The organism is Bacillus sp. JNUCC-22 (genome assembly GCF_018861275.1).
Taxonomy (GTDB): domain Bacteria; phylum Bacillota; class Bacilli; order Bacillales; family Bacillaceae; genus Bacillus; species Bacillus velezensis.
Genome location: NZ_CP076408.1, coordinates 1,444,241 through 1,461,293, shown reverse-complemented (window position 1 = coordinate 1,461,293; position 17,053 = coordinate 1,444,241). Strand labels below are relative to the sequence as shown.

Genomic DNA, 17,053 nt, shown 5'->3' with positions numbered 1-17,053 from the left:
TGTTTTCTCCCCCTGTACTGTATGTATCGTTTTCATCCCTTACTTACTGATTTCTTGATGAATTCTGACACCGCTTTATTAAATTCTTCCGGATGTGTGATGTTCGGAAGATGCCCCGCTCCCTTAATTTTCTTTAATTCTGCATTGCTCAGCAGTTTCTGCAGCCTTTTTGTTTCTTTCTGATCAACTACGCTTTCCTTCTCACCCGTAAGGATAAGCGTTCTTGTATGAATGTCTTTTAAAAAGCCGATCGTAGAATAGCCTTCTTGTTGATGTATCTTCATAAAACGTTCAATAGAAGCATTTAAGAATTGATTACTGTATAAACTTTCATATTCATGCGACTTTCCTATAGCTATAAAATCATTTTTCAGTTTTTCCTCGACACTGCTTTCAGGGTCTTCTTCGTATGCGGTGTAACTTCCGGAAAGAATGAGCGTTTTTACTTTTTCAGGGTATTCATAGGCTATCCTCTGCCCTATCATGCCTCCCCAAGAAGCTGCCGCAATGTGGATCGGCCAAGCAACCCCTATCTCGTTCAGCACTTCGATAAAAGTCTGAGCCAGCCCGCTCAGTGTAAAATCGGCGCTCCCCTCACTCAGCCCGTAACCCGGTGTGTGTATGACAATTACATTAAATTGATCTGCCCACTCCTTCATTTGTTCTTTCCACATGTAAGCAGTGGTAGCAAAACCGCAAATCAGTAAAATTGTTTCACCCTTACCGCTCATCAATATTTCCATATGCCGGGCATTTTCTGTGTTTGCCAGAAAATGAACGGTTTCCGTTTCTTCTGTCTGGTAAAAAGCGATGAGTTTTTTTGCGGCATCGCTTTGATTGTGCTGAAGGGCTCCTTTCTTCAGTCTGCTCCAATAATGCAAATAATCGTCGAGATGACGATTGGAAGCCGTGCCGAGTATTCGGAAAGGACTCTCGGCTTCTTCCGTAACGACTGACGAAGCATCAAAATCGGCTGCAATCGCTGAATCTCTTACCAGAGGCGGTGCTGAACGGGCGGATAACGGCTTGAAATCGTTTTGTATTTTTTCTTTTTCTCCGTATAACACGATCAGCTGGTGGCCTCGGCCGAGAAGCGAGTGTTCAAAAGCTTTGATTCCGGCAGTATTTTCTAATGGGTGAAGTCCGTACTCCGTTTTCATAATGTCTTGAATGCCGGGATCAACTGACATGCCTCCGTCTTTCCAGAAAGGCCAATTTACAGCGATGGTTTTTCCTGATCTTCCCCCCGCCTTTCTCATACATTCCCTCCACTCGGCAAAATGCTCCAGAAAACGATTGGCATAGGCGTAATCGGCTTGACCCAGACTTCCGATTTCTGAGGAGATGGAAGAAAACAAAACAAAAAAGTCTAAAGGCATATTTCTGAGCGCTTCATCCAAATGAATCACACCATTGACCTTTGATTGCAGCACCGCTTGAGCTTCCGCGTCTGTTTTATTCATAATGAGTGAGTCTTTTAACACGCCTGCACTGTAAATGACCCCGTTGATTTCGGAAAAATCAGCACGAATTTTTTCCGCTAACTTGATGACCTGCTGCTTATCTGACATGTCAGCCTGGATATAAGAAATGCTTGCCCCGTCATATCGGATGCTGTCTAATTTTTCTTCCATGTCTGCTGTCATTTTCGATCGCCCGGCAATGATAACGCTGGCTCCGTGATTTGCATAAAGAAACGCTGAAATAATCCAGCCGATGCCGCTTAATCCTCCGATGATGAGATACACCCCGTTTTTTGCAAACTTGGCGGCCTTTTGTCCTGTTTGCGGCGAAGCGTCTTTATATGCTGTCACCCGCCTTTTTTGATCGCTGTCATATTTCACAGCCTGATGATGTCCGGCACTTAATTCATTGAGAAGCAAAGGTGCTTTTTCAATGGTTTGTCTTGAAGAAATCTCAACCGTTTTACACTTTATATTCGGCTGCTCCGCATTCAGCGTTTTAAAAAAGCCTCCAATCGCGGCGTAAACCGGATTTGTATATTGACCCTTGTCATGTACGTACAAAATGTTGATGTTTTCTTTTGTTTTTTGACGGATCAACGCTTTGCTTAAATAAAGGATTGAATAAAAGCTGTGAGTCAAATCTAACGCTGCCTCAGTATAAGCTTTTTTTGACAGGTAATGAATGATTGACGCCGGAAATGCTCCGGACTTTTTCATATCTTCTAACAGTCTGGAGTAATGAGCAGACTGCTCCGGATTAAATTTATAATGCTTTTCATTTACTATTTCATATTCAGCGGCGGCTTCCGCATAAATAACATTTTCACTGCCGATGTACTTTCGGATTTCATCACTCAATGAACTGCCGAAATCGAAAATCAATGTATTTTCCTTAGGTACTTCTCCGGACTTTAATGGCGATTCTATCCATTCTTTTTGTAAATACAAGGAATCAAGCACCGGCTTTTCAGACGGCTCTTTCGTTTGCGTTTTTTCTTTAAAAGCTGCGGCCGGCGTATTACGCACATCATATTTTTCTTCTAAATAAGCCGCTAAATCATGAATATTGTTATAATCAAAAAGCAATGTCGGATACAATTGTGTATCCAATCTTTCCTCGAGCATTTTCGATATATGCAGCAGCTGTTTTGAGTCAAGACCCAGTTCGTAAAAAGATTGGTGTTTGTCCGCTTTATTTGGCGGTGTGTTTGTAACCTCTCCAATAATGGATGACAGCTCATCTGTTAATGTTTTATGACTGTCTTGGTGCTGAACTGTATCAGAGATAGAGTCTGTAATGTCAGCTCCGTATTTCTCCTGCAGAAATTCCGTCAATTCACCGATTGTGGAGTAATCAAATAATAAAGTCGGGTACAGCTTTGAACCTAACATCAGTTCTAATTTTTTGGATAAGTCTAATAATTGTTTAGAATCCAAGCCCATCTCGTAAAAGGAAATTTCATTCTTCACTGTTTCAGCAGGTTTTTCAATCATGCCGGCTATCTCTTGGATCAAATTATTTCTGATCATTTCTTTATTGTTCGCTACGCTGCCGACCTCTTTAGCTTTTTGGGAATGCTCCAGCCTTTGTATTGATTTTTCATTTCTGACTCTTTTCACACCGAATCGCTCATAATAAAAAGCAAGCTCTCCATCAGGCCTGTATACTTCTATGTCCGCATATAAAATGTCTTTAGAAGGCGGCTGCGTTATACTGGTTTTATTAATATACACAAAACAAGACCCAGTTGTTTTATGCAGTGCCCGGAATGTCTCAATATATATTGGGATAAACGCATTTGTTCCTTCATCCGGCAAGTCTGATGTAAGGATTCCCAACAAGCTGAGAGACCCATCCAAAAATGCGGGATGCATGTAAAAGTCATCTGAATATTCTTTTGAAAGTCCGCTTAAACTGACCTCTCCCAGAATATAATTTTCACCTTCATATACCGTACCTTCCAATTTCATAAAATCTTTATGAATCAGGCCGCCCCTGCGCAAATTACGATAGGCGGCTTCAGCATCCGAAATCCGGACGGCCCCTTTCTTTAATTCTTCGATTGAAATTGTCTTTTCGTTTATCGCATTTTTTCTTATGATTTCCGCCTGCAAGTTGACTGACGCTTCACCTTCCGCCTTTTCAGCGACCCATTTCCTGCTTGTTGTTTCAACAAGCCAGCCGTTTTCTTGTTCCGTAAACTGGAAGGTGACTTTTTTATCAAAATGGACTGACGTCGCAACAGGTTCACGAAATAAAACATGTTTGATTTCAAAACTTCGGGGGGATATCCCTTTCTCAGCTAAAAATCGTGTTATTAAATCCAGATACGTTACGCCGGGTATCGTACGCACTTGATGAAGGACATGGTCTGAAACAATATAATCGTCATGTTTGACTAATACGCTGAACCTCATGCAACTCGACAACCTTTCTTCTTTTACAAAGTAAAGAAACAGAGCAGGTGCTACTCTGTTTCATCAATAATTTCAAGAAGCCGTTTTTTATTCTGTTTGATTTGTTTTTTCCGATTTGAATCCGGCCAGTACTCTTTTCTGACAAACTCGGCAGGCGGCAGCGGCGTTCTGACGGAATGATATGAATCATTCAGGCCGCATACCAAAAGGTGGGCGTTTGTTCCGCCAAAACCGAAAGCGCTGATGCCCGCCCTCCGTTTTCCATCCTTCCAGCTTCTCAGCTCTGTATTCGGATAAAAAGGCGACTTTTCAAATTCAAAGCGGGGATTTGGCGTTTCACAATTCAATGTAGGCGGAATTTCCTTATGCCATATTGATAAAATCACTTTAATGAAACTTGCCGCTCCGGCAGCGCTTAATAAGTGTCCGATATTGGTTTTTACACTTCCTACTCCGCAAAATTGCGTTTTGTTTGTGTCTCTTCGGAATACTTTTGTCAGAGCCTGAAGCTCAATCGGATCTCCAATCATCGTGCCTGTGCCGTGTGTTTCGACGTAGCTGACTGATCCGGGAGTGATATCGGCTTTTTCAAATGCATCTTGAATAACCTGCTCTTGAAGCTTAGGATTCGGGGTCGTAATTCCCATTGTCGCACCGTCGTTATTAATAGCTGATGCTTCAATGATACCGTATATCCGATCTCCGTCAGCTTTCGCTTTCTCCAGCGGTTTTAACAGAACAGCGCCAAAACCCTCTCCGGGTACAAAGCCGTTTGCCCTTTCATCAAAAGTAAAACACTGACCGTCCGGCGAAAGAGCTCCTCCTTCTGTTAACATCAGGTAAGGAATTTCATCCAAAAGCAGATCCGCTCCTCCTGCCAGCGCCATCTCTGAATCACCGTTTTTTATGCTTTGGCAGGCTAAATGAATGCTGACTAATGAAGAAGAACAAGCGGTATCAGAAACCATGCTTGGACCGTGAAAATTAAAGAAATGCGACACATGTGAAGCAATAAAGTTTTGACTAAGCCCGACGATGTGGCTGCTGCTTTCTTTCGGCAGTTTGTGACCGTAGCCGCCCATTCTGGAACCGACAAATACGCCGACTTTTTTTCCCGATAATTCCGTTTCTTCATAACCGGCATCCCGTACAGTCTGTACACTCGTTTCTAAGAAATGTCTTATCAGCGGGTCCGTTTGGATGGCTTTCTCCTCTTCCATGCGGAAATACTCCGGATCGAAGCTGCCGATTTCATTGATAAATCCTCCCCATTTGCTGATGCTTTTTCCCTTTTGCTGCACCGGAGAGTAATTTTCTTCTATATTCCACCGGGAATCAGGTACTTCTTTAATATGATTCTTCCCTTTTCTCAGATTGTCCCAAAATTCCTCTTTATCAGCCGCTCCAGGGAACTTACATCCGATTCCGATAACAGCTATCTTTGCAGAGGAAGCCGTCTGCGGTTCTGTATTTCGGCTCGTCCCAGACTGCATATCTTGCATATCTTGCTGATTGCTGCTTTGAGAATCAGTCTGTTCGATTTGTTTCTTCAACGGCGGCGCCGTCTTACCGATATATTCCGCAAGACCATGAATCGTGTTGTGTTCAAGAAGCACAGTAGGGTCAATTTTTTTCTGAATCATTGCTTCTATTCGATGTATAATGCTGACAAGTAGTATAGAATCCACACCGTATTCCTGAAAATCCGTATTTGGGTTAAGCTTTTCAAGGGGAATGCTCAATTCCTCGGCAAATACGGCAGAAAGTTCACTGACAAGCCCTTCTGAATGATCAAAAGTGTCGGGAGTCTCCTGTCTTCGGACTGGAACCGAAGCCTTGCCGGTTTTATTGATGTTCAGGAGACTGTCTGCATGAAACACTGTTCCTTTTTTCACGATAGGAATGATATTGGCCGATTTTCTCTCCAGTGCATGATACAAAATCGCCAGTCCTTCCCGTGTGGATAGAGAGTCCAGTCCCAATTCATCATATAAAGGACTCGTCACAGTACCCATTCCGACTTCTTTCCAGCTCGGCCAATTGATGGACGTGAAATACGTTCTCCCCTTTTGAAAATGATAAGCCGCGAAATAGTCCATATATGCGTTTGCAGACGCGTAATCAGTCATTCCTTTCGACAGTTTGGGTGACTGTGCTGCAATTGATGAAAATAAAATAAAGAAATCCAGCGGCATATTATTAAAAATCCGCTCCAAATTCTGAAGTCCAGTGACTTTCGGCCCGTACACCGTCTTAAATTCACTCATTCTTTTATGAATAAAGGCCGGATTTCCGCCGCTGTGCAGTCCGGCACAGTGTATGACACCGCTTATATCTTTAAATTCAAGGCTTACTTGGTGAAAGAATGAACGCAGCTTCTCTTCATTTGTGAGAGAACCGCTGTAATACAGATAGTTGACACCTTTCTCTTCAAAACTTTGAAACAGTTTTATATTGCTGACTGTCTTTTCGTCCTGTCTGCCCTCTTTCAGCAAATGATCCCATTCACTTCGCAAAGGTAATGGACGCGTACCCGTCAGCACGAGTTTTTTCACTCCCCGTTTCACCAAATCTTCAGCTATTGCTCTGCCAATGCCCCCTGTGCCGCCGGAAATCACGATGGCTTTATCCGCAGGAAATGAAACAGGCTCGCCGGTATGGATTCTTTCTTCTTCAAAATACGGAACATATCTGACGCCGCTGCGATAGCATACTTCATTCTCTCCGGTACATTGCCTTTCATTCTTAAAGATTTGTTTCAGCTCATGCGTTTCTTTCATGCTGTCTATATCTATTGTTTTCACATGAACAAAGCCGTATTCCGCAGAAAGGGCTTTCAGAAAAGCCGCTGATTCTGCCCCCGTCAGCTTTGGTTTTTCCGCTTTAAATACCTGCAAGCCATTGGTGATTTGTAAAATGGATAATGGTGTTTCCTTTTTACTCCGCTTAATTATTTCTTGTATAAATAAGAATTTACCATATGGGATGCCGTTCTGATTGTCACTCTGGTTTCCGATATCTGAGAAATCAAATATATTTTCGACCTGCCGCTCACCGCCCGAGAAGATCTCACGGATAACGTCGTATGCGTGGTTTTCATCTAATAAAGAACACTCAAACATTTGATCAGAGTGTTTTATAAATGAAGAGTGATGTTTGATGACAATCAGATTCTCCTGATCTATATCCGAACAAATGGTGCGGGCAATTGATTCTGTGTCTTGATTTACAAATGCTACTGTCAGTCCGTACTCTTTTGTTTCGGATGGATTGACAAACGGATTCTCCCTCCATTTTTTTTGCAAGTGATGTTGAAAAGAATGCTGAGGGATCTCTGTCTTCTCAGTCCTGGACGGAACCCAATAACGTTCTTTTGCAAACGGATAAGTCGGAATTGAGATCCGTTTACCCGGCTGCTGTAAATGTTGATGAACGGATTTCCAGTCGATATCCGCCCCCCAAACCCATAATTGAGCCAGCTTTTCCGCTTCACCGTTCTCAATAATGGTCTTTACAAACAATTCACCTGCTCTGCCTTCCGTTAACGCCTTCATTTTTTCAGCAAATGCATCTGCTGATTGCTGATGAACATATACGCCTGGAACTTGCTTGTCACCGCGGCAAAACTCAAATAATTTATCTTTCATTTCTTTAAGAGAGGTACCGATAATCGCCGCTCTGGCCTCCATCGCTTCTCTGCCCGATTGTGTAGTGTATGCCAGATCCCGTAAAACGACGCTTTCCGATTGGCTGCCTTCCATCACTTCATTCGGGAACAGGTTTCTTATCGCTCCGGCATATTCCTTCAATACGTATTCAGTAACCGCTTGAATGGAGGGGCAATCAGTTAATTCATACATCGTGAGTTCAATATGAAACATTTCGTTAATAAAATCCGCCATCCGGCTTAATTCCAAAGGCCCTACGCCAAATTCACTCAGGTGATCAGCAATATTAATTTCTTCCGGATGGATATGAAGCAATTCCGAAACAAACGGTTTGAGTACTTCATACACCTTTTCTCTCATATCAGGCTGCTTATCCTTTACTTCAGGACTTAGTGAACGTTGGATAAAATCTCTCATGTTTTCGGCATACTCAAGAAGACGTTCATTGTCTTTGGCAGATAACAGGACAATATGCGGTTCGTTCTCAACATGTTCTGTTGAGACGTTTGTTTCTTCATATTCTTCTATAATGATATGAACATTCGTTCCTCCCGCTCCGAATGAGCTGATCCCCGCTCTTCTCGGAACAGTTACTGTTTTTCCGTTTTCCTGCAGTTTTGGTTTCTTCCAATCTTGCAATGACCGCTGTACATAAAAGGGAGATGCTTTAAAATCGATATTTGGATTCAACGTCTCCGCATGTATGGAAGGAAACAGTTTTTTCAGTTTCATTTGCAAAAGAACCTTTGTCAAACCGGCAATTCCCGCTGCGGCCTCAAGATGGCCGATATTTGATTTGACAGAACCGATGGAACAATATTGAGTGTGCTCCGTAAATTCCCGAAACGCTTTTGTTAACCCGGTGATCTCAATCGGGTCTCCAAGAGAAGTTCCCGTTCCGTGAGCTTCAATATAACTAATTGTACGAGGGTCAATACAAGCTTTCTGAAGCGCGTCCTGTATCAGTTCAGATTGACCATTTGGATTAGGAACCGTAAAACCGTTTGTTCTCCCTCCGTGATTGACCGCTGTCGCTTTAATCAGCGCATAAATATGATCTCCGTCCCTTACCGCTTCCGCCGCCGGCTTTAAAAGTACGGATCCCACTCCTTCTCCCGGTACATAACCGTCACCGCCCTCGCCGAATGTCCGGCATCGGCCATCACTTGCAAAGAAGCGGCTTTGATTTAACAATGTATATTTATTGGGATGAAGCGTAAGATTGACCCCGCCGGCAACAGCAAGTGTGCTTTCTCCTCTTCGTATACTTTCACAGGCTAAGTGAATGGCGTTAAGAGAGGATGAACACATTGTATCAACCGCCATACTCGGCCCCTTAAAGTTAAAGAAATACGATATTCTGTTTGCTATTGCAGAAAATGGAGACCCGACGGCCAGTTCATTTCCTTTAAGTGATTCTTCAACGCCGAAAAATTGATAGCTTCCATATGTGACGCCTGCAAATACTCCGACCTTTTTGCGGGTCAGATCTGAAGGTTTATAACCCGCATCCTCTATGGTATTGTACACTGTCTCTAAAAAGAGACGTTCCTGAGGATCAAGAAAAGCCGCTTCTTTCGGTGATATCCGGAAAAATAAAGGATCAAACCGGTCTGGATTTTTCAGAAAACCTCCCCACTTATAGCAGCTTCCCTCCAGCATTTCTTTCCGGTCATCGGGAATTTCGCTTACGCAATCCTGTCCATTCATCAGCACATTCTGGAACTCCCTGATGTTTTCCGCACCCGGGTATCTGCCGCTGACACCGATAATGGCTATATCAGCAGAAAGGGGATCGGCCGCCATGTGCTCTTTTGAACCTTCTCCTTCAGAGCGTACCGGCGCTTTTGTTTCCACTGGTTTTCTTTTTTGCTTTTTTTGATATGAGACAAGTTCAGATGTTCCGGCCGGTTTCAGCAGTTTCATCATTCGTTCGCTGTGATGACTCAGGAAATATTCGGCTAACTGCGATATTGAATGATATTCAAAAAATAATGTTTTCGATAATCTGCCGATACTTTGCTCCAGCTTTTTGGTCAGACGCATGATCATCACTGAATCAATGCCGTATTTCTCCAGATATTGTTTTTCATCTATGAGTGAGGCCGGTAATTTCAATTCCTCTGACATTATATTTTTCAGATAACTGATGATATTTTGTCTTAATTCATCGTTTTGCAAATCGGCATCTTCCTGCTGGTCTGAATGTAAGCTGATTGTGCCTGCACGCTTCAGCACATCCTCAATCTTTTCTTTACGGCCTTTCAGGGCAATCAGCTGTTCAGATGATTGACACAAGCTGTTCTCCAGAGCCTGTATTCCGTCACCGTCACCTAACGGGTCAAGACCGAGTTCCTGTTTCATGTAGGATATTCCTTCATCGTCAATATTCATCCCGCCGGAAGTCCATAGCGGCCAATTGACTGACACTATCCTTTCGGCAGACTCTTTTGCGCTCATAACTGCTGCATACTGATCCAAACAGGCATTGGCGAAAGCATAGTCACATTGGCCGGCTGAGCCGAAGACTGCCGATGTGGATGAAAACAAGACAAGTAATTCAACTTTCATTTTTTTGATTTCTTCCGCCAGCCACAGCGTGCCATAAACTTTCGAACCTGTGACTTGATCAATTTCTTCTTTTGTCTTTCTTAAGATAAAAGAGTCACGGAGTACGCCGGCACTGTGAAATACTCCATGTAAGGTGCCGAACTGCTCTTTTGCAAAAGCAAACATCCGTTCAGCATCACTTTGTTTTGAAACATCAGATCGGATATATTCAACTGTTGAACCTGAACTTCTTAAATATTCGATCTTTTTCTCCTGCTCATCAGTTAAATCAGAGCGCCCTGTCAATATGAGATTCGCTTTCCATTGTTCCGACAGATGTTTTGCCAGAATATAACCGAGACCGCCCAGGCCTCCTGTAATCAGATAATTCCCATGATGTTTCAGCGGCTGGGTTAAATCGAATGAGCCGGCTTTATTATAGCTTTTCGTAAAACGTCTGCCGTTTTCATAGCGCACTTCAAAATGGATATCCCGTTTTTCGTCACACTCTCTCTGATATATATCCGCTATTGCTGGAAGAGCGGCTCCCGCACCCTCTGATTGCGTAATATTGATAATCTGATAGTGAAAATTGGGGTGTTCCTGGTGAACGGTTTTCACCAATCCGCCGAGAGCATGATGCAGCGGCAGTTGTTCTTTATTCTCTGTTTGAAAAATATGCGTCAGCTTTATTATCTTTTTCCATTTTAGTTCAATCAGCGCCTGTGTAATATACAGAAGAGAAAACAATCCGTTTTCCAATTGTTTCTGTATACCTCCCTTACTCATGTCAGCCTGAGAATCAGACCACAAGTGAAGAATCTTTTCGGGCAGCTGATAATGATCATGAATGTATCGGAACAGCTTTAGATAATCGTCTTTTTTCACGTGGTTCATACAAATCGTATCATCATGTAAAACAGCAAATTCTTTTCCGCGGATGACAAACAAGAGAGTACAGTCCTTAAACAAACCGCTCAATTCTTGTATTTGCCGTTCATTTTCTGCAAAAATCAGGAGCAATCCCGTCAAGGGTACGCTCTTCTTACTCGGAATGAACGATTCTGTCCATTCCGGCTTGTAATATAAAAGCGGATGGTTCGATGCCCGTGATTTTTGATTCTGAATGGATGTCACACGGGCATAGCCTTCGTCAGCCGACATTTGTCCTGTTTGAATCAGATCAAGAATATCGCTGAGTTGTTCACGTTTTCCGTTCATCATTCTTCCCCCATTAATTGTTTCAATACAGCCTTCTGATCAATATCATTGGTTTCCAATTGTCGCAGGAGACGAATGAGTTCGTCGTCCGTCTGAACAGTGTCTTTTTCATGACCATATCTGAATCTCACATCTCTGCACTCTGCCAGAATGCTTCCGTTTTTATCTGTAAATGTCATATGATACGTTACATCACGGCTGTTCTGCCGGTTCTCTTTTTGAGTATAGACATAAAAATTTTGAGCGAGAGGCTGATAGACATCCGCCGCTCCCATTCCGATCAATTCCGGGAAGGTTTCTCCGCTGACAAAAAACGCACTGGCTTGAATCGCGGACTCAAGCGCTTCAGGAGAGATCGTAAAATTCTCTCTTTTTGCATAAAGCTCATCCGGCAATGAATGAAGCGACAGCATTCCGTCACTGTTTTTCGCTGATTCAATGACAAAAGGCGCTTCAGCAGGATGTTCAGTCATTTTTGATTTGACTTCAGCAATATCAAGCGCTTCAGGAAACATACCGCTTTCAGGCTTAGCAATATGCGCATTTCCCCTGGCAAGACGTACTTTATTCTCATTTTTTGTGTTTGCATATATGTCAAACCGCGCAAAGTCGCGCTCAGGCGTCAGCGTAATCATCAGTTCCCGTATATCAGTTATTCCGTTCATGCTTTCGGTCCACAATAAATCAGTCAATGTATGAACTGGTTGTCCAAATGCCGCCGCTGCATTGACGATAGCCATTTCAGCCAAAGATGCATAAGGGAAAAAGGACACGTTTCCTTCAGACAGACTTAGTGCGAACGGATGATTACGGCTGATTTTTTTCGTGAAACTGAACTGATTAAAATCGGACGTGTTACTCCCCAAGAAAGGGTGAGTCGGCTTACTCACATCCGCTGAAACAAGTGCTTCCCCTTTTTCCGCTATCCAATACCGCTGTTTGATCAGCGGTTGTCCCGGAATAGAAATCCTGCGAGCATTCCGATTCACCTCAAAAGTCTCCCAATCTATCTTTCTTCCATTTACCCATTTGGATGCTGCTTCGGCGTAATCTGAACAAACGTGAGGCATTTCATTGTGAACTTCTGATTCGAATGTATTACCGGTATGACTGAAGTTGCTTTTTTCACCCCTGATATAAGCTGAAAGCTCTTCAGCAATGACCCGCCCGGAATCTGCCACTATCGCCAGCCGTTCTTCCATATGATCGCGTCCCGTCTGAAGTGTATAGGCAATATCCTGAAGACGCAGTTTATCATTGTTATCCTTCGATTCATTTTCTGATAGAAAATCAGCCATAACCTTTGCATATTTTATCAGCCGTTGTTTGTCTTGAGCCGATAAAACAAAGATCACTCGGCCGCTTTGATGATCAAAAGCTTTTGGCGGCTCATACGCTTCCAATATAAGATGCGCGTTTGTTCCTCCTGCCCCAAAAGCGCTTACTCCGGCTCTCAAAGGATGAACAGCATTGCTGTTTTGCGGAATATTCCATTCAGCCGCTTTCCGCTGCACTTGAAAAGGAACCTGATCAAAATCTATAAACGGATTAACAATATCGGAATGCAGAGAAGGAACAAGCTGCTTATTCTTCATTTGGAGAAGCACTTTCGTTACCGCAGCGATTCCTGCCGCAGATTCTAAATGTCCGATATTTGATTTCACCGAACCGATGGCGCAAGGATGGTTCAATTGATAGGAATCTTTCAGTCCTTGAATTTCAATCGGATCGCCTAATGACGTACCCGTTCCATGCGCTTCAATATAATTGACGGTATTCGGATCAATGTCAGCTTTACGAAGCGCTTCTGAAATGACCTCCGCCTGCGCATCCGGATTCGGTATGGAATATCCGCTCGTCTTTCCTCCATGGTTAACGGCGCTTCCCTTAATCACACCGTATATTTGATCTTGATCTTCTATTGCTTTTTTCAATGGTTTTAACAATACGGCCCCGACTCCCTCACCGGGAACATAACCGCTTCCGTCTTTTCCAAAACTCCGGCATCTGCCGTCACTTGATAGAAACTGTCCCATGCTGAGGAACTTATATTTATTCGGATGTATTGACAAATTCACTCCGCCGGCTAATGCCATATCGCTCTCTCCGCAATGTATGCTTTGGCATGCGTAATGAATAGAGGTCAGTGATGAAGAGCACATTGTATCCAGAGCCAAACTCGGACCTTTTAAATGAAAATAATAAGACACCCGATTGGCAATTGAAGAATAGACGGACGCCGGCGAGAAAGCCACTCCATTTTCTTCTCCTTCAAATAGTTGATATTGGCCCCACATTGCACCGACAAATACACCGACTTTCATCTTTTCCAGCATGTTTCTCGGGTACCCTGAGTCTTCAAAACAATGTTTGGCCGTTTCTAAAAAGAGCCTTTCCTGGGGATCCATAAGTTCTGCTTCCCTTGGGGAAATATGAAAGAAAAGCGGATCAAATTGATCGGCTCCGCTGATAAAACCTCCCCACTTGCTGTAAGACTTCCCTTTCATATCTCTGTCTTCGCTGAAGAAATCATCCATATTCCAGCGGTCAGGCGGGATTTCTGTAATACAATCTTTTCCGCTCTTTAAATTCTCCCAAAATTCAGGTAAGTCTTCAGCCATCGGATACTTTCCGCTTAATCCGATAATGGCAATGTCCTCATGCCTTGTATCAGCTTTCTCATTTATTTGGATCTCGCAGTTTTCATCCTCTATGAAGGTATCTTGAAGTGCAGATTCCAATTTTTCTTTGTCACCTTCAAACACGATCAGCTGTGATGCGTTCAGAAAGAGTGAATCTTGAAAAGCTTTGATCCCATTGGTTTTACTAAGAGGAACCATACCGATTTTTTGTTTCATCCATTTTTCAGTTTGTTTATCCACTTTCATGCCGCCGTCTTCCCATAGCGGCCAGCCGATGGCTACTGAGACGCCGGAGCGTTCTTTTTTCCGCCTCATTCCTTCACGCCACTCAGCGAAAAGATCGATGAACCGGTTGGCCAATGCGTAATCCGTCTGTCCGATATTCCCGTACATCGAGGTGCTTGATGAAAACATCACAAAGAAGTCCAAAGGTTCGGTTTGCAGCAAGCTGTCCAATAAGACCGTCCCATTTATTTTCGGAGCGATCACTTCCTGAATTTCATCTTTTGATTTTTGAATCAATAAAGCGTCGTGCGTCACACCGGCACTGTGTATCACACCGTTGATTTCTCCGAATTGCCTTTTAATGGTTTTTATGATTCGCTCTGCATCGCGGCTATCTGAAAAATCACCTCTTATATATTGAACCGAAGAACCGCCTGCTTTCATTCGGCTGATTTTGTTCTTTTTGTCTTCCGTAAGTTCAGAACGGCCCGCTAAAATAATATTGGCTTTCGTTTGGGCTGCGATATGTTCTGCAAATATAAGGCCTAAGCCGCCGGCCCCTCCTGTAATCATGTATACTCCGTTTTCTTTAAAGGTGAAATCTGAGTTTGGAGCCGGTTCTGCTTCCCGTAAGGCACGGACCCAGCGCACATTTCCTTCATAATAAAGATCGGTTTCTCCCGGATGAGCTTCCGTAGATTCGACTCTGATGATTTCAGCTGTAAGTTCCGTCAACGATGACTTGTCTGAAACTGATATCCCGATTGTCTTAAGGGCCAGTTTCGGGTTCTCAAGCACAATAGACTGCCCTGCGCCATGGACTGAAGCGTAAAGCGGCTGATCATATTTATGGTCCGCCGGATAAAGGAAAAGCGATACAACCTTTTTTTCCGTCTTGCTGCGCATCAATGCCCGGCTGAAAAAGAATAGCGGGTAAGCCCCCTTAGAAAGCTGTTCACTTATTTTTTCCGGGCCGGCAAATGACCCTTCCGGCCACCCGTAAACCACGGTGTCGGGCATTTGCCCCCTTTTTTTCAGATCAGCTGCAAGCCTGTCAAAGTGAGCTTCCTCCCTGTGATCTATCTCATAAACACCGTCTCCGTGATAGGAGAAACGATTCCCTGATAAAACGAGAATGATCTGTGTATTTTCGAATCCATTTTCAGCATTTTCCCGCATAAAATGAAAAAGCTCTCTGTCATATTGAAACAGCAGGCATGTTCTTTTCTTTTTATTTCCGCAATTCGGGTCCCAAGCGGCAGCCTTTTGTCTCCAATGCGGCGTTAAATAGGTCAGAGCCGTATGATTCTCTCCATGATGAAGAGGGAGGTCTTTTTCAACGGAAGTTTTTTCGCCGCTCTCTGCAAAATAGTTTGCAAGTTTTTGAATCGTCGGATACTCAAACAATAAAGTAGGGTACAGTTCCCTGCCTGTTTTCTCTTCCAATGCCTTTACGGCTTGCATAAGTGTTACGGAATCGAGGCCTTGTTCATAAAAACCTTTTACCACAGAGAGTGTTTCAGGGGCAGTCCCTTTGATATCTGCGATCAGCTGCTGAATGTCTCCTTCTGTTATAAGAGCGGAAAGATTTTCGTTTTTACTTTCTTTCATGTCAGGCTTTTCAGCCGGTTGATTTCGCGTTAAGAAATAACTGGACATTCTTTGATTTTCTTTAATATACGCGGCGAGTTCCCGGATCGTTTTCTGCTCAAACAGGAGTGTAGGATACAGCTGTTCCCCTGTTTTGTTTTCAAGTTCTTTGACAATGGCAAGCAAAGAAGCTGAATCCAGGCCCTGTTCATAAAAACCAATGTCTGTCCTTATGTCACGCAGATCTATATTTGAAACCCCGGATATTAATTCTTTAAGGTGTGTCTCAATGCTTTCGCTTCGATTTATGATTGAATCTTTTCTGATCAGGCTGTCTTTTGGCTGAGAAGCCGCTTCAGTTTCCAAACGAGTCTGCTTCAGATTTTCAATTAAATCTTTTGAGCGAATATGTTTCACAGACAGCCGCGTAAAATAAGCGATCATCTCCCCGTATGCATCGTACAAACCGTAACTTACTTGGATGACATCCCCTGAATCATGATTTTGGTCTTGCTTCTCTATGTACACATAACACCTGTCTTCCAGGCGCTTCGTCATACGGAACGATTCAATATGGATGGGAATATACGTCTTCATCCGGCTTGCCGGAAATCCTTGTGTAAAATATTCGGGACATGCCTGATAAAGGATCGATATGATGGTAGACGCATCAAGAAAAGTGGGATGCAATTGAAAATAGCCGGTATATTGATTGGCAATTTGGCTGAGCGACAACTCTGCAAGTACAGAATGATCAGACGCATAAACCTTCCCCAGACTCTTCATAAATTCAAAATGCTCTATATCAACCTTTTTTAAATAGTCATAACATATCTCCATATCGGCTTCACGGACGGAGGCATGTTTGATTTCATCGATATGAATTGAACTCATGCTTTCCGGGAATTTCTGCATGAGCCTGCAGGTCATATTCTCATCCCAGCTTTCATCCAGGATGCGGTCATCTTTTACCTTTCTGCTCTTCGCCTGAATTTCCCATCCCTGTTCCAATCCCTGAAAACGGATGCGGATTTCTCTGTCAAAGGTATTCGATGTTGCTACAGGTTCCAAATACAAAATATTCTGACACTCGAGTTCTTCAATAGGCAAACCTTTGCTCAGCGCCATACGGTATATCATATCTAAAAATGTGACACCGGGTATAATCCGGGTGCCATGCACCCGGTGATCCCTGACAATATAGTCCGTATGTTTAATTGTTAATGTGAACTGATAGTTTTGATTACTGGCCACCTGTCTCATTCCTTTTCTT

The 17,053-nt window shown here is 43.3% G+C and carries 3 protein-coding genes; all 3 read right to left on the bottom strand.

Going from position 1 to position 17,053, the window contains the following annotated elements:
* Window positions 1-32: 32 nt before the first annotated feature.
* The 3 genes from JNUCC22_RS07380 to JNUCC22_RS07370 are packed head-to-tail and all read right to left on the bottom strand — an operon-like array spanning window position 33 to window position 17,034.
* Window positions 33-3,884, bottom strand: coding sequence for an alpha/beta fold hydrolase (locus JNUCC22_RS07380; RefSeq protein ID WP_216062242.1), 3,852 nt, complete (start codon window positions 3,882-3,884; stop codon window positions 33-35).
* 50 nt (window positions 3,885-3,934) lie between these two features.
* The gene (locus JNUCC22_RS07375) at window positions 3,935-11,323 is read right to left on the bottom strand and encodes an SDR family NAD(P)-dependent oxidoreductase (RefSeq protein ID WP_216062241.1); all 7,389 of its coding nucleotides are present in this window, start codon (window positions 11,321-11,323) and stop codon (window positions 3,935-3,937) included.
* Window positions 11,323-17,034, bottom strand: coding sequence for a type I polyketide synthase (locus JNUCC22_RS07370; protein ID WP_072589049.1), 5,712 nt, complete (start codon window positions 17,032-17,034; stop codon window positions 11,323-11,325). The genes JNUCC22_RS07375 and JNUCC22_RS07370 overlap by 1 nt, the downstream gene beginning before the upstream one ends.
* Window positions 17,035-17,053 lie beyond the last annotated feature (19 nt).

Coding starts and splice junctions, on each gene's coding strand:
- JNUCC22_RS07380 (WP_216062242.1), bottom strand. CDS start 3,884: ATGAGGTTCAGCGTATTAGTCAAACATGACGATTATATTGTTTCAGAC.
- JNUCC22_RS07375 (WP_216062241.1), bottom strand. CDS start 11,323: ATGAACGGAAAACGTGAACAACTCAGCGATATTCTTGATCTGATTCAA.